This is a genomic window from Bradyrhizobium sp. USDA 3397 (assembly GCF_054060965.1).
Genome location: NZ_JBSSDS010000001.1, coordinates 6,969,648 through 6,984,898, shown reverse-complemented (window position 1 = coordinate 6,984,898; position 15,251 = coordinate 6,969,648). Strand labels below are relative to the sequence as shown.

General features: G+C 59.1%; 11 protein-coding genes and 2 pseudogenes. 4 read left to right on the top strand and 9 right to left on the bottom strand.

Annotated elements, in window-relative coordinates; genetic code table 11:
- Positions 1 to 169 precede the first annotated feature (169 nt).
- Positions 170 to 775: a hypothetical protein gene (locus ACVWYQ_RS32315; RefSeq protein ID WP_456726873.1), complete on the top strand. Its 606-nt coding sequence runs from the start codon at positions 170 to 172 to the stop codon at positions 773 to 775.
- Between the two features lie 407 nt (positions 776 to 1,182).
- Here the strand turns inward: ACVWYQ_RS32315 and ACVWYQ_RS32310 are convergent, their stop codons facing one another.
- The 5 genes and pseudogenes from ACVWYQ_RS32310 to ACVWYQ_RS32290 all read right to left on the bottom strand — a co-directional run bounded on the left by ACVWYQ_RS32310 (position 1,183) and on the right by ACVWYQ_RS32290 (position 4,513).
- Entirely contained in the window at positions 1,183 to 1,410 is a 228-nt protein-coding gene (locus ACVWYQ_RS32310) for a helix-turn-helix domain-containing protein (RefSeq protein ID WP_456726872.1), read from the bottom strand.
- Positions 1,411 to 1,844: 434 nt separating this feature from the next.
- The gene (locus ACVWYQ_RS32305) at positions 1,845 to 2,201 is read right to left on the bottom strand and encodes a hypothetical protein (RefSeq protein ID WP_456726871.1); all 357 of its coding nucleotides are present in this window, start codon (positions 2,199 to 2,201) and stop codon (positions 1,845 to 1,847) included.
- A gap of 196 nt (positions 2,202 to 2,397) precedes the next feature.
- Positions 2,398 to 3,660, bottom strand: a complete 1,263-nt coding sequence (locus ACVWYQ_RS32300; protein WP_456726870.1) for a hypothetical protein — start codon at positions 3,658 to 3,660, stop codon at positions 2,398 to 2,400.
- 304 nt (positions 3,661 to 3,964) lie between these two features.
- Positions 3,965 to 4,129 (bottom strand): annotated as a pseudogene (locus ACVWYQ_RS32295) (ParB/RepB/Spo0J family partition protein); the annotation flags it as partial.
- A 36-nt stretch (positions 4,130 to 4,165) separates the two neighbouring features.
- Entirely contained in the window at positions 4,166 to 4,513 is a 348-nt protein-coding gene (locus ACVWYQ_RS32290) for a DUF2958 domain-containing protein (RefSeq protein ID WP_456726869.1), read from the bottom strand.
- A gap of 582 nt (positions 4,514 to 5,095) precedes the next feature.
- Between ACVWYQ_RS32290 and ACVWYQ_RS32285 the strand changes: the two genes are divergently transcribed.
- Entirely contained in the window at positions 5,096 to 7,645 is a 2,550-nt protein-coding gene (locus ACVWYQ_RS32285) for a hypothetical protein (RefSeq protein ID WP_456726868.1), read from the top strand.
- 57 nt (positions 7,646 to 7,702) lie between these two features.
- On the opposite strand, the gene ACVWYQ_RS32280 is transcribed toward ACVWYQ_RS32285, so the two are convergent.
- Complete coding sequence (locus ACVWYQ_RS32280) at positions 7,703 to 8,812, bottom strand: endonuclease/exonuclease/phosphatase family protein (RefSeq protein ID WP_456726867.1); 1,110 nt, start codon at positions 8,810 to 8,812, stop codon at positions 7,703 to 7,705.
- 59 nt (positions 8,813 to 8,871) lie between these two features.
- On the bottom strand, positions 8,872 to 9,186 hold the full coding sequence (locus ACVWYQ_RS32275; protein WP_456726866.1) for a hypothetical protein: 315 nt from the start codon (positions 9,184 to 9,186) through the stop codon (positions 8,872 to 8,874).
- 668 nt (positions 9,187 to 9,854) lie between these two features.
- Here ACVWYQ_RS32275 and ACVWYQ_RS32270 point away from each other — a divergent pair.
- Together ACVWYQ_RS32270 and ACVWYQ_RS32265 are read left to right on the top strand one after the other, a co-directional pair.
- Positions 9,855 to 12,029 carry an endonuclease gene (locus ACVWYQ_RS32270; RefSeq protein WP_456726865.1) on the top strand — a complete coding sequence of 725 codons (2,175 nt, stop codon included), beginning with the start codon at positions 9,855 to 9,857 and terminating at the stop codon, positions 12,027 to 12,029.
- 287 nt (positions 12,030 to 12,316) lie between these two features.
- Positions 12,317 to 13,465, top strand: a complete 1,149-nt coding sequence (locus ACVWYQ_RS32265; RefSeq protein WP_456726864.1) for a trypsin-like serine peptidase — start codon at positions 12,317 to 12,319, stop codon at positions 13,463 to 13,465.
- A gap of 313 nt (positions 13,466 to 13,778) precedes the next feature.
- On the opposite strand, the gene ACVWYQ_RS32260 is transcribed toward ACVWYQ_RS32265, so the two are convergent.
- A protein-coding gene (locus ACVWYQ_RS32260; protein ID WP_456726863.1) for an IS3 family transposase occupies positions 13,779 to 14,878 on the bottom strand; the annotation gives its coding sequence in 2 pieces (ribosomal slippage) (positions 13,779 to 14,626 and positions 14,626 to 14,878; 1,101 coding nt in all).
- 45 nt (positions 14,879 to 14,923) lie between these two features.
- Positions 14,924 to 15,202: pseudogene (locus ACVWYQ_RS32255) on the bottom strand (integrase core domain-containing protein); the annotation flags it as partial.
- Between the last annotated feature and the right edge of the window lie 49 nt (positions 15,203 to 15,251).

Genomic DNA, 15,251 nt, shown 5'->3' with positions numbered 1-15,251 from the left:
GAATGACAGAATGTGGTTGTGACCCCGTCGCAACACCCGGAGACATTTAGTGTCTATGCAACCAAGAATGTTGCGGGAGCGGCTCGATTGTAATTTCATGCAGGAAAGATCGGACGTGCCGATTTTTTTGACGACAATTTCCGGATGAGCCTTTTAGCGGGGGCATGCATTGTCAACGAAGAGCCGGCTTTCGCCTCTGATAGCGATGGTCCTCGCAGGATGCGGCACCGTCGTTCCGGATATTCAGGAATTCTGGGGCACGCCCGAGGACGCTGCGACGAAGGTGATGGCGATCTCGGGCCAGGTCGTCTGCGAGCTCCGCAGAGCCGTCCAGAAGGTTCTGGCCGAAGACAGGGAGCGGCCCGTCATGGTGAGGCCTCATCCCGACGCCCCGCCCATTCAAATTCAACATCTCGACTGGTTCGAGCAAAGCTGGGGCGTGCAGGTCACGTTGAATTTGAACATTGCCGAAAACAGCGGCGTCGCCCCGGGGGTCTCCTTTATCAGAAACTGGGGCTCACAATCTTTCACTGCGGGCCTTGGCGGCAACCTGAGCTCGACCGCCACCCGCACGAATAAGCTCAACATGTTCTTCACGGTGGCCGAGCTAGCGCAAGGCTTTCCGTCCAGACATCTAACATGCATCAGTAGGCAGCCGGCGCCAGCGAGCCTATTCATAGAAAGCGACCTCAAGCTCTACGACTGGCTTCATGCGGCCTTGCTGCCGAATCTCAGCAACCTCATTCCATATCAGAACAGCAAAGCCGCGACATAAGCCTTCGATTCCCCGAACTCCGACCGCCGCGAAGCGCCTTGGCTACAAGAAGCAAACGGAAATGAAAACGCCTTTTCGGGGGCTTAAGAATGAAACGCGCACGGTAATCATGGTGACGCTCGATGCGCAAACCGGTCGGGCCGCTCGGTATTGCCACTGGGATGCGGAAAAAGGCGTCTGGATCTGCAGCGACGACGCGATCGGATGAACGCGCATCGTAGTTACTGAGTGAGACTTCATCTAACGTCGAGCCGAGCGCGCACTGCTCACTGCGCGCCTATTCGCCTCGGGAATTGAACCCGTTGGAAGTGTTTCGCGGGTGACCTTTCGGTTTGCCTCTAGGGCGAAGTTGCGGGGCGTCGTGGGGTTAGCGCTCGCTGTGTCCTTTCCGATGGTGAAGGGCTCGGCTATCGAACTTCAGGGTTTGTGCGGAAGAATTCTGAGATGGAAACCTCTAAGGTACCCGAGAATGCAAAGAGCGTACTGGCTGGAATTCGGTTCTGTCCGTTTTCATATATTTGTACCTGCTGAAAACTCACCGCGACGACGCGCCCGAGCTTGGTCTGCGTCATTTTTCTCGCAAGTCGAACCCGTCGAATGTTTGCTCCAATGAGGCGGTCTATCTCACTGTGCATTGCCTACCTGCGTGTGCTTCATCAATTTGGCTGCTGAGGCGCCAGAAGTTGCGCGCGAAACTGAGTTCCTCAGGTCCGCACACATCGACGTCGTGGTGCTGAGCCGCGCATGCCCCATCCAGCGCTGGATAAGAGGGAGTGGCACACCGGTCTATAGTGTGACGATGCCAAAGGCATGCCGTAGCCCGCGAGGGCATGCACGCTTGCCGAATATGCGCGCGGCTTTCATTACCCGCTTGATAACCTGCCGCGTGACTGCCTGGCGGGCCGCCTATTATCGAACTCACCCCGAATGCATCGAGGAAGAGAGGCGAAGCGAGCGGAGTTGTCGTCCGCCGACCCCTCGGCATGGTCTCCCGATCAAACCGGCTGCCTTGTTGCCGACGCACCACTGAAGGAAGCATGACTGCGCCCAACAGCGGCGCTTGCCTCCGTCAAACAATGTCGTCGTGAGAAAGTTCAGCGATGTAGCGTTGGCGGCTGCCAGGAGCGCCTGATGGTCCCGCATATCCGGCCCGCCCACCGGTAAGTCTCCGCAGCGCGGTCTCCCACTGCACATAGACGGCGTAAAATCGCGTCGCCAACGAAAGTGCGGCGGGGCCTGGCCATTCGAGAGCGCGTACGCGGAGCCAGAAGCGAAGAGCATGCTTCTCGACAAAGCGCCCCGCGTAAGTGCATTGAAAATCGAGCAGCCGCTCGCGACCGCCTCGCTTGGCGCGACGCCATTCGTCCTCGATTTCGTCGATCACCGCTTCGACACCGCGAAAACCGGCCGGAACCGAAGCGGCCATCGAAGCCGCACTTCGCCGTGGCATTGCTTTCTCTCCCTGAGTTCTCTTCAAAGGAGCTTACCACGCGAGAAGGCCGCCGCCCCGTGGGGCGCGGCCCAATTTTTTCCAGCCGCCGCCTCCGGCTAGCGCAGCACCTCCGGCAGCCAGCCTTTGCCCGCGAGAAGCTTCTCGGCATTCGTGGTCATGGCGGCTTTCTTCATGTCCTTGATGTTGCGGACGGCCTCGTCGCCGCGCCCTCGCGCACTGCGTTGATGATCTGCTCACGCGAGATACGACCGAAGAAGCTGGCGGATACTTGCCCATAGCTGTTCATGTCATGCGGCATGGCCTTCGCCAGTGTCGCCGCTTGGAGAAGCCGAGCGTCCTCTCGGCTGCCCGCGCGTTGCACGACATCGAGCGAGCACGAGGCGCAATGGGCGAGAAGCGAGAGCAGATCGTCAATGGTCAGCGCCGCGACAAACGACCAGAGCGCCGACGCCTCGCGCGGCATGCGCTTGGCCCATGCCTCATGCCGCTCGCTTATGGCACGGCAGGCGACCGACTCTTCGATGCCTTTGGCGACCGCCGAAAGGCACGTCGTCTTCATACCGATCTCGAGGCATGATGCGCCATCGCCTTCGAAGTCGAAGCATTGCAGCGCGAGCGCATGCGCGACTGCGATCAGCGCCAGTTCGGGCGCTTGGGCAAGATCGTTCTGCAAGGCCGCCGTGCGATGCGCGGAAAGTTCGGCTAGCAGCGCAGCAGAAATCGCCGGTTTGGGCGCGGCCTCTTCGTAAACCTCCGTTTCCACGGTCGGTGCTTCCGCCTCGTTCTCGGCATGGATGAAACCACGCTCGATGTGGATTTCTCCATCATGGCCGAGGGTCACGATGGCCCCCGCCTGCGCCTTGTCCTCGTCGCTATAGGCCTCGGGCGGCTGCGACGCCTCAAGCTCGGCCTCGATGCGCTCCAGTTCTTTGGCTTCCTCGTCCGAGAGCTCCTCGCTCTCGGCCAAGGCTTCGCACCGGGCTTCCAGCGCCTCGCGCTTCGCCTGATCCTCCTCAGGCAAGGGCAAAGGTGTGGGATAGATGCGCCGCATGGCTGAGGTGTGCGCATAGTCGAACTCGGGTTCGACCGTGACCCATTTCCAGCCCTCGGCCATAACCGTGGCGGCGACGGCTTGCAGCTTCTCGCGCACCAGCCGGTCAAGCAGCACGGCATCGGTCAGATAGCCGCCATTCTCCTTGTCGAAGAGGTCGCGGGTGATCATGCCACCGGCCTTCCGGTAAGCCTCAAGCCCGACAAAGACGGCGCGGCGGTCATCGGCCTCGACCTGGCCCTCCGTCAAGGCTTGCAGGACGGTATAGCGGTTGGCGCGTGGCAACGCCTCGTAAACTTCCTCCTGCCGCGTGTGGTCGTCGGTGAGTGTGAAGGCCATGAGCGTGTCGAGGTTGATCTTCTCGTCGCGATAGGCCTGCATCAGCTTCGGGCTGACGGCCCCGAGCTTGAGGCGCTGCTTGACTACCGCCGCCGTGACGCCGAACCGCGCCGCGATATCGGCGGCTCATGCCATGCTCGTTATGCAGCTTGGCGAAGGCCTCGTATTCGTCGGCGGGGTGCATCGGCTCATGCTGGTTCTCGGCAAGGCTGATCTCCTCGGCGATCCCGCTATTCAGCACATGGCAGGGAACGCGGTCATCCTTTTTGATGGCCTTCTTCTTGACGAGCGACTTGAGCGCCGCGAGGCGGCGGCCGCCGGCCACGACCTCGAACAGCACGGCCTTGCTCTTGCCTTTCAGCACCTTGCGCACGGTCAGGTTCTGAATAAGGCCGTGGGCTTCGATGCTGGCGGCAAGTTCTTTCACGCCTGCGTCGCGGTTCGTGCGCCGGACATTGAGATCGGAGGGGATGAGTTTCGAGAGCGGGATTTGCTGGATGGCTAAAGTCATGTTGGATCTCCTTTAAGATGGTGGTGATGAAAATGGTCAGGCGATGATGCGGCCTTCGTGGTGGGCGGCCTCGGCATAAGCGGAAAGCGGCTTCTCGGCCTTGAAGTAGAGATCGCGCTCGACGCGAAGGCCCATCGGACCGCGCACGGCGCCAATCTCGCTGAGGCTGACGCTGCCGAGTTCGGGGCAGCCTACGCCGAGATCACAGAGGCCGAAGGCGATATCCTCATTCTCGGGATCGAGTTCGGTGAGCAGCCACGTCGCCCCGCCCCATGGTGTGAAGAGCTTCACGACGGGCGGAAAATCCTGCGTCTGCTCGCGGCCCGCGTTGGCATGACCATTGGCCAGCAACTGCCGGCGCTGATCTTCGGTGAATAGTTTCATGTTGGTTCTCCTTCAGGCTTAAGGTTCTGCGCGAAACGCCGCGCATGAACCTCTGCCCGTCGGCGAGACCGGGGTTAGCAAGGGCAAGGTGGGGCTCCCGACGCGCAAGCCGAGGGTCCGCGCGAGGGCTCCCGCTCGCGGGATACGCGGGGATGCGGCGCGGCATGTCGGGATGCCTTGCCCGCGCGAGGGGCGGCGCCCCTTAGCAAGCAATCAAACGGCGGCGGTCAGCCGCCACTCAGGAGAAAACGGCGGCCATGCCGCCAGCGCGCGGAGCGCAACAGGGCACCCGCAAGAGCGCCACTTGGAGGCGCGGGACCGAGTGCGATCGCGAGACCGGTCACTTGCGGCTCCCGGGAATGCGGGAGTGATAGCGTTCAGGCCAACGGCACGAGCCGCCTTCCCGAGAGCCCCCGGCGAGCGATACATTATGCCTCGCGCGAGGGATGGAAGCCGGATGGCGGAGACGCCGCTTGCGGCTCCGTTCACGACAGCCCGGCCGGCGAAGCCGGCGCGTTCATTCCTGTTAGGATGACCTTGTTCGCGCTATGCTGCCTACGCTGCTTTTCAAGATTGATATTGATGGAATACCGCATGGCTTTTGTTGGCTTGGAAGCGCTGCCTCGATATTGGTCCGATTCCTGCTGCACCTTGCGAACGCTCTTTCGAGTGGTTCTTTCCCGGATCTGGGCGTGCAAGCTTTCCGTGGCGAGCCTTTTGATTGGCTTCGTACTGCTTTCCCGATTTCAGGAAGCCCGTGATCTTTTCAATGACCGCACCGGCAGCGCGGGACTCTTCAAATACGTCCTTCTACTGACAATGGTTTGGGCCCTGCAGGTGTGGCAGTCGGCACGCTTTGCGGTTTCGCGCAACCCGGCTGCGCGCTTCATCGAAACCCTGGCCGACGACGGCCTCCCGCCCTCAATGAAGAGCCGCTGGCTGCCGCGAGCCCCGGCTATCGATGGCTTCATTCCGATCCTCCTTGGCGTGCTCCCCTTCGCGATTGTCATATGGGCCACATGGCTGTCCCGGCTCGACGTTCTTTATTGTGAGCAGATTGCGGATATCGAACGGCTCCGCCTGTGCATGGGCTACGCCACGGATTCGGACATCGGTAACTGGGAAGCGGCAATTGCGGCTAGGGACGCGGTCCCTCCGCCCGCGGCGGCCTATTCGTTGTCCGAAGTATCAGAGTCACTCGCACGCCTCGGAAGGTTGGAAGGAATCGTCGGCGCCGCGGCGGCCTTGTTCTTCCTTTTCATGGTGTCCGCAGATCAGATCGCGGCCCGGCTTCGTTCAACCGCTGTTGCAAAGCTCCGTCTCGCCAACCTGACCGCGATGGCGTTTATTTTCGGTTGGGCCTTTTACTGGCCGTTCGAGCTCACGGACTGGACAAGCCGCGCCTCCCTGATCCCCGTCCTGGTGGGAAGCCCGCTACCGCTTATCGACGGACTGTCCCGCCTGTCGCACAGCCTGGGAATTCGCAGAGGCATCCGCTGGGCGGTGGGCATAACGGCGGTCGTGGCGCTCTTCATCGCCTCGTCCTACGCCACACATTATCACGATATGAGGACTCTCGGTCTGACTTCCCCCACTGTTGCGCAGGCCGGCGGTGCGCCGAGGGACGTGCCGCGGCAGGCTCATCTCGATCAGATGATCGACCGCTGGATGGAGCTGAACGGCTGCGCCGACAAACCTGAAGATTGCCGCATGGTCCTCGTTGCGACGGAAGGCGGCGCCAGCCGCGCGGCTTTCTTCACGGCAACTGTCCTTGGAGCGCTTCTTGACGCGACCCGCGGATCGGAGAAGCACGTCAATTTCGCTCAGTCGGTTTTCGCGATCTCCGGCGTTTCGGGTGGCGCCGTGGGCGCGGCGGCCTTCCGAACCGCCTTGACTGAGGCAAAGGACGGCGCCGCGCCGTGCCGTCATACGGATCCGATCTGGTTTGGTGCCGGCGACAGCCTTTCGACGGGGACCAGGCGCGATCCGACGGCGAGCTGGCGCGCCTGCCTTCAGCTTCTGGCCTCGGGCGACTATCTCTCGCCGGTCATTGTGGGCCTGTCCTTCAGGGACCACTTCGCGTTGCTGTCCCCAAGCGACCGCGCAACCCTTCTCGAGCAGGGCATCGAGAGGCACTACAATGCCGTCGTGCACGGTAGCAGGACCGCCTGCGGCGGGCGCGAAGATCTTCGCGGTTTCTGCCGGCCCTTTGGCTATCCGCGGCAGGATGAGCGATGGACTCCACTGCTCCTGCTCAATGCGACGTCGATGGACAATGGGCGGCCGATTCTTGTTTCGGATCTGCAGCTCGCGGTCTCCCCGCAGGACCGCGCCAACTGTCCGATGCTCTCGGTGCTCGGCCAGAATCTCTTCGAGCTCTATGCGAGAAACCCCTTCACCCCCAATGAACCTGCCGCCGATCAGATGGAAAGCTGCATCTGGCCCGGTCTTGAAGAGGCGGCCGACATTCGCTTTTCCACCGCCGCCGTTCTGAGCGCGCGGTTTCCTGTCGTGTCGCCCGCGGGCACTTTGCGCTTCAAGGGCAAGGCAACCGACCACGTCGTTGATGGAGGTTATTTCGATAACAGCGGTCTCGAAACGATCATGAGGCTTGTGCCCTATCTCCGGGCCAGACAGATCAAGCCCAAAGTCCTCTACCTGACCAATGATCCCTGGTTCGGAAAAGCAGTGATGAGAGCGGGTCGGCCTTTTGCGCAGAGCGAGCTGACGCCGATCCTGAACTCCTATCTGGAGTTTCCTCCGGAAAGATCTTATGCGCAGATGCTCTCCTGGATTACCGAGCCCCTGACGACACTCTACAGTCTTCGCTCTGGACATAAGGAAGGAGCGCTTGAGCGGGCCTATGAGCAGCTAAAAGGCAGCCTCATTGCTATTCGGGTTCGCCGTGCGGTGAACGTTGCGAGCGATGCCAGGTTCTGCGGCGAGCCCCCCGTCAAGGACAGGCGAAGCCGTGTCGCTTTGTATCAGCCGGTCATGAGCTGGTGGCTATCCCCATTCACGCAGCGCGTGCTCGACGCTCAGCTTTGTGATCATTTCAACATCCAGTCGCTGAGACGCGTTCTCAACCACCTGGATCGCACCCGCCCGCTGAGACTTCCAGAGCAGCGGTAACACCAGCCTGAGCATTTTGCGCCAGATGGGTTGAAGCGCCAATGAGGTCGCGGCCTTTCACGGACCCTGAGGCCGCGTCACGAGGTCGATAAGGACAGGCCAGTGATCGGATATGCCGGTAGAGTTGTCGAAATCATAGCGTCGCGGGGAAACAAAGCCCTGGTTCGTTTCTACCTGCGCGGGCGAGACTACCGCGGTACGGAAGCTTCCCAGATTGACAAACCAGCCACTTGGGGATGGCCGCTCGGTCGAGAGCGTCTCTGAAGTGAGAAAGAAATCGAGGAACGACCAGGTGAACCAGCTCCTACCACCGGGCCGCGAGTTGCGGAATTTGTTGGAGCCGGGCGGGGAGCAGCCCTTTTTGACTTCAGGCGGGGCGATCCAGCGGCCTTCCGTCAGCATACGGTCGAACAGATCACTCTGCGCCTCGTTGCAGGGGAAATTGAAATCCCCGCCCGCAACAGCGACCGCATCTTCGAGCAGCGCTGAGCTGAGCTCATTAAGTGTGCGCATCGCATGCTCGCGGCAACGCAGCGGGTTGCCGCCGGACGGGAAATGCACCGCAAACAGGTGAAGCGTCTTCCCGTCAGGCAACTGAAAAGGAGCTTCTGTGATGTCGCGCGTTGCGCGGCATTCCTCCTTGTCGTTTCTGAAGTCGATCTTGTGCGCACGTGGCGTACCGGCCAGTGGCAATCGGGAGAGGATGCCAACATCAATACCCCGGTCGAGATCGACAACGGTGGAGTTCAGTTCGACTTCGACGGTGTATCCGAGGCCCGACAGAAATTCGGTATTTAGTCTGGTGAGGATCGCCGGGTTTTCAAGTTCGGGGAGAATGACTATGTCGGGCTGGGGCTGGACCGCCCGGATCACGCCCGCGATATCCGAGAGCTTCTTGCGCAGCTTCTCTTCGGTCCAGTCGATCGTCATGCATTCACGACGGAAAGTCGGGATGTCGAAGTGCGTCTGGCAATGCTGGGCGTGGTCGGGCCGGCTCTGCTTGACGCTGAGCGGCAGATAGGTGTTGTCGAACGGGTTGGCGGGATCGTCTTGCGTGTCGAATAGATTTTCGACGTTCCAGGACATCAGGACGATGGTACGAAACTGCTGGCTGTAGGCGGGGCCTGCCGCAAGGAGCGCGGCCAACAGAATAAACGGTTTCAGCATGAGCTTCCCCGGCAACGTCTATGAAATGACAAATTCAGCGAAGAACGGCTTCCGTATCCTTAGTTATCGCCCCCGCCGCTGCTCGCTCCCTGACTGACGACGACAATCCAGGACTCGTAGAAGGCGCTGCCGTAGTTTTTGACCTGCGTGATCTCAAGACTGCCGCGATCGTTTGGCGGCACATCGACCGTTATAACGTCTTCGATGGTTGTATTTAACCGAGCGCCGTAAACCCGGATATGACAGCCGGGCGACAGTGTCATGACCCGCAGTTGGCCACCTCGAGTTCCTACACGGAAACTCCCCGTGCGGTTGTGGGTGTTGAGTGTGACGGACCTCTCGGAATATTGCTCCTCGTTCTCATCTTCTGACATTGGCGGTTCCGCATATTTTGGGTTTGTTGCCAACGCACTCCTTAGTGCGAAGAGAAGATCGTGACATGAGGTTGGGCAGTTGCTGGTCTTGCCGTTCTCTACCGACACGGATTTTCGGTTTTATAGAGCGAAAGTCAATCTGCAAACTCACCGGCTCTACTCCGCCAGCCTCTTCCTAATCGGTCAGCTGCAGACTGTGGTGATGCTTGCGATCTTTGCGGGTCGTCCGCACGAAGCAATAAGACCTAGTTGGCCGATTTTTTGTCCGGATTGGTCCAAGCACTATTGCATCGGAAAACCAACCATGGTTGTATTTTGGTCTGAGACCCGGAAAGAGTGATAACAATTGGGGCTGAGCTGAGTGCCATTGGCTCTTTAGATTAACCGAAGGAGCTTGGCGTTCTGCGGCCGCAGAGCCGATGGTTTTTCTATTATCCGATTTTCCTGAGTACCTATTTTCTTGCATTCCATCTTGGCCACCTGCTTTCCGTGAGCGCAATGATAAGCAGCGAGTGTCGAAATCGCTCCTTAGACAAGATCACCTGGACGAAGCTGACAAGACTCCTAAAAGGCGCTGGTCCCCGCCTTCAAGGAAGACCACAAGGTTGAATTCTTCATTGCCGCAACTGTCTTCGATTGTTCCCAATGATCCTTTGCGAGGGAAATGTATGTCGACGATCGAGTCACAAATTGAGGCTGCGGAGCAACGTTGGAAACGCGCCAAGCCGCAACGTGAAGCTGTTGTCAGCGAGCTGAGAAAGCTCGAGACGGGTGGAACGCCCGACTTGCTCAAGATCGAAGAACCTAGCCGTCTTCGACGGAGACTGACGCGCATCGGCGAGTATGATGCAGCCGAGCGGCTGGTCAATCGCGACAATACGGCCCTCGTGGCACTTGAGCGGGTGATCAAGCAGAGCCAGCTTTTCGGAATTGAGTTTTTCGAGCGCGGTTTGATTGCGGCCCGTGCGGTCGCTCGCGTCGAAATACGCGGCGTGGGCGGCTATCTTCAGGGCTATGGTTCGGGCGTGCTCATCTCGCCCCAGCTCTTCCTGACTAACAATCACGTGCTGCCCGATGAGGACACGGCCAGCGGAAGCCTCGCACAGTTCGAGTATCTGACGACCGCTTCGGGCGCAGCGCGGGATCCGCATCTCTATCGAATGCGCCCTGACGTTTTCTTCATCACAGATTCCGAGCTGGATATCTCGATTGTAGCGCTTGAGAACCAGAATGCAGCCAAGCAACCGCTGGAGGCGCGCGGCTGGTGTCCTCTGATCGCCGGCTCCGGAAAGGCTATCAAGGGTGAGCGCGTCAATATCATTCAGCACCCCAGCGGCGAACGCATGCAGGTAACAGTCCGCGAAAATACGATCGTCGCCATCGAAGACTTTTTCCTCCAGTATGAGGCTGACACGCAACCGGGATCATCGGGGGCGCCCGTTTTCAACGACCAGTGGGAAATGGCGGCGTTGCATCATGCCGGCGTTCCCAAACGTGATGCCAGCAAGCGCATTCTTACGCGTACCGGGCAGCCATGGTCAGGCCGGCGAGATGACCTCGATCAGATAGAATGGATCGCTAACGAGGGCGTACGTATTAGCAGCCTGATGGAGTACGTCGACCGCGAATACGTGAAGACGAACAAGTTCACGGTGGAAAGGCGTGCACTATGGGAAGCCTGTTCGCAGCCGCCGCGGCCCTTGGAATTATGGGATCTGTTCGGTGGCACAGGGTGGCGAGCTCCGGCCGAAAAGGCTGCTTCGCATCCGATGGCGAGGGAGGCGGACGCTGATGGCGGCGCATCCTGGCTATTCCGGCTTTCATTCGGACCGGTAAGTGGTCCTGGACTTCAATTGCAAGGGGTGGCACAGCACCGCGCCGCACGGTGCCCAGCTCCTATGCCAGCTTCTGGACCGACGACGCTTCGGCCTGACCGGGACGGGCCGGTTGCCAAAGCCAGCGGCCAGAACGTACGCGAAGCTGCGGAACGCTTCGCTGAGAGATTCCGGCACAAGGGGCCCTACTACGATGCCAAGGAAGACAGTGAGGCCGCTGAAGCCTATTGGGATAATATCGATTGGAGCCTTCGGCCCAAGAATCTTTTCGAAAACCTTCGCAAGCACCTTGAGACGACACATTCCAAGCGACACTCATATGCCGATGCCCGCCTGAAGTTTCTCTATCCGGCCGTCGACCTGAGGGAAGATGGGAAGCTTCATAATATCTATTCGGGTACACCCCTCGATCCGGCTGAGGCGATTGCACGCGAGCTTGCGATCGTTCTCCCGCGCCTTGAGGCGCGCGGCGTTGAGGCCACCGTGAGCCGAGTTGAGCAGTTGCTGGCGGCTGACGAGGCGTTCGATGCTGCCGAGGAGGCAGGTGAAGTGATGAACTGCGAGCATGTCGTGCCGCAGTCATGGTTCGACAAAGAAGAGCCGATGCGTTCCGACCTGCACCATCTTTTCGCTTGCGAGCCGGGCTGCAATTCGTTCCGCGGAAACATTCCTTATTGGCAATTCCCAGCAGAGGAAGAGGTCGAGCGGGACCTCTGCGGCCGTCGCGAGAACGATAAGTTCGAGCCCGAGCACGGCAAGGGCGCCGTGGCGCGCGCGACGCTGTACTTTTTGATGCGCTATCCAGGAGAGGTCGGTAACGTTCGGCGCGAACTCACCGCCGATCGGCTTCCGGTGCTGTTGCGATGGCACGAAGAGAATCCCATTGATACTTATGAGCGTCACCGCAATTGGCTCATATTCAAGGCTCAGGGAAACCGAAATCCGTTTATCGATCGTCCCGATGCGGCAACCGAGGCCCTGCTGAAGTTCGGTTTCGGCAGGAGCTAAGCGCTGCAGCTCCATTGGAAGCCGGGCGGACCGCTCGAGTTCGCGTGCAATCCCGGGGCGAGGCTGCAATGGTAACGCCATTTATCATTGGTATGAAGTCGATAGCGCGCATATTGCCAACAGCATACGTCTATGGGTGCATAGCTTTCGAAGGCTTGCGCCAGCCTCGCACTTCCTCTGAAGCACGGCTTGGGCGCATCGACCGAGTGGACCCTCGCCATGTGGTTGTCAAAGAACGGTCGAGAACCGAAGCATAAGTAACGAAGAGCTATTGGGAGGTCGGGACAATGGATGCCAAGGCAGAGTCCGGCAGGTATCTGACCCCACAGCTCGCCACTGTAGCTGCCGCCCTTATAGCGCTTATTGGTGCGCTCGCTGGACATTATGTCACCCAGTTCACTGCCGTGACGACAGCGACAAGGGATGTGGATGTTAAAAAGCTAGAGGTAGAGAACAGCTACAAGCTGGAAAAAGCTAAGCATGAACATCAAGTGGAACTGGAAGCTCAAAAGTTTGTGCGCGACATAATCGCCAAGACACTGGAGAAGGGCTCCGCCGAAGAGCAAACGCGCAATCTCAAAGCTTATGCAAGAATCAACCTTATTGGCAGCCCGTACAAGGAGGCTCTACTCAGCCTGTCCGACCAGGAACTCCCATCAGTCGAGACCGAGAAGATTGTCGGTCGAAGTTCGGATGACCTAAATCCGTTCGAGCTTGAAAAGTTTCTGAAAGCTTCGCATGCGGTTGGAAAGATAGCTGGAAAACTCGGCAGCGGAACAGGCTTTCTGATCTCCGATCGCCTGTTAATGACGGTGCATCACGTGTTGCACGATAAGGAGGCCGCGGAGAATGCCGTTGTCCAGTTTAGAGCCGAAGCTTCCGAGAATGGCAACGCGGGAGTGCCGGCAGAATTTTCTTTGGACCCGCAGGCGTTTTTCGTGAGCAGCGAGATTGCAGGCTACACGATCGTGGCGGTGAAGCCTGAATCTAAGCAAGGGGAGACTCTGGCAAAGTTCGGAAAGTTAAATTTAAGCCGCGGCGGCAAAATTCTTATTGGGGACTCGATCAGCCTTATTCATCACCCAAAAGGCGCGGAAAAGAAGGTCAATTTCCGAGGGGGATCGATTTTAGCCAGAACGACAAATCTCCTGCACTACGGGGTTTTTTCAGAGCCCGGTTCGGGCGGGGGGCCTGTCCTGAACAATCGGTCGGAAGTAATTGCGGTGCACTCGGGATTCGTCCCCGCTCGGGACAACGAAGGGCGTGTGCTAAACGAAAAAGGATTGCCGTTGAGTAAAGAAACCGACTTCGATTCCCTACGCAAGATCGCGAAGGAAGGATATCTTGTTTCATCCATAATAAGTAATTTGGCTTTCGTGGCTCCGACGCTACCCCCAGCCCAGCGGAGCGTCTTGGAAACCATGCTTCGAGAATAGCTCCTTACGCTTGATCCTAGGGATCCTCTTGCCTCTGAGCTTGAGCCTAGCAAACGGCGCTCTCAAGTCCGAGGGACGCTTTGGGCGGTCTGCCGCCTCTCAGCTGCTTGAGGAACGCGGCCGCGACGAGAATTGACCGTGACAACTCCGATCTGCGCATCGTGCCGGATCGCAATCGGACTTCTATAGTTGCAAGACGACGTTCAGGCTGACCTGAGCCCCAACTTTCATCCACCGATGAGTAGAGTCCCGGTGACATTTGAAACGCTCCCCAAAACTAGGCCAGCCAGAGCTGGAATTTTCCGGGTTCGGCTCATGCCGGCGGGGGCGCCGATGAGCCATTCAACAGCGATATCGGCGCCTTGTTGCCAATCGCGCTGTGTGGGCGGACTTCGTTGTAGTCTCTACGCCAATCCTCCATTTTCTGCCGAGCGTCGTCAAGACTGAGGAACCAGTGCGTGTTCAGGCATTCGTTTCTGAACTTGCCGTTGAAGGATTCGATGAAGCTGTTGTCCGTCGGCTTGCCCGGCCTGGAGAAGTCGAGAACGACATTCTTCTGGTAAGCCCAGATGTCGAGATCGCGGGAGACGAACTCCGACCCCAGGTCGACCCGAATGGTCTTGGGGTAGCCGACGGTTTTGCACACGCGCTCCAAAGTCAACACGACATCCTCGCCTCGATAGCTGAAGCGCGGATCGACGGCTGGAGAGAAGCGACTGAAGGTATCGACAATGGTAAGCACGCGAATCTTGCGACCGGTGGCGAGCTGGTCATGAACGAAGTCCATCGCCCAGGTCTCATTGATTTGACCTGCTTCCATCCTAGCCTCGCGTAGCTTGGCCTTCACACGACGCTTCGGCGTTTTGTTGCGCAATTGCAGGCGCAACTCCCTGTAAAGGCGATAGACACGTTTGACGTTGATTGCCCAACCGTCACGTTGCAGCAGGACATGGACGCGGCGGTAGCCGTATCTCACCCGCGTCTCGCAGATGTCCTTGATCCGATTTTTGAGGGCGGCCTGGTCACCGCGCTTCGACTTGTAGACGTAAAGTGCGCGATCGATTCGAAGGGTCGAACAGGCCCGCCTGATCGACACCTTCCAGTCGCTCCGCACCTTGTCGACAAGCTCCCGCTTGCGGCCAGGCCTCAGAGCTTTTTTGAGAGCACGTCCTGCAGCATGGCCTTGTCCCAGGACAGGTCGGCGACAATCCGCTTCAGCTTGGCATTCTCCTCCTCAAGCTGGCGCAGTCGCTTCATCTCAGAGGGCATCAGCCCCGCATACTTCTTCTTCCAATTGAAATACGTCGCCTGACTAATCCCGGCCTTGCGGCAGACCTCCGCCACTGCCGCGCCATCTTCCGCCTGCTTCAAAACGAACGCGATCTGCGCTTCCGAAAACTTCGATGCCTTCATGGAACTCTCCTCGTCCCGGTGGGATCATAATTGGAAAATTCCAGTTCAGACTGGCCTAATTTGGCGGGAGCAGGTCACATTTGAGCCCAATAGGCTCGGTGAAGCAACGGGGTGGGGCGCGGAGCCCCCGGCATAGCGCAGCGCCTCGCCCCGTTGCGGTCCGCAAGCACTGCGATCGATGAATTCGCTCGGCGTGAGATCGCCGAGCGAACTGTGTGGGCGAACGTTGTTGTAGTCGTCCTTCCATGCAGCCAGCACGGCGTGAGCCTGTGAGAGCGAGGTGAACAGCGTCTCGTTGAGCAACTCGTCGCGCAGCCGGCCGTTGATGGGGAAGACGGCCCCGCTCCCTCGGCGCCGGCGATATACTGGCGAT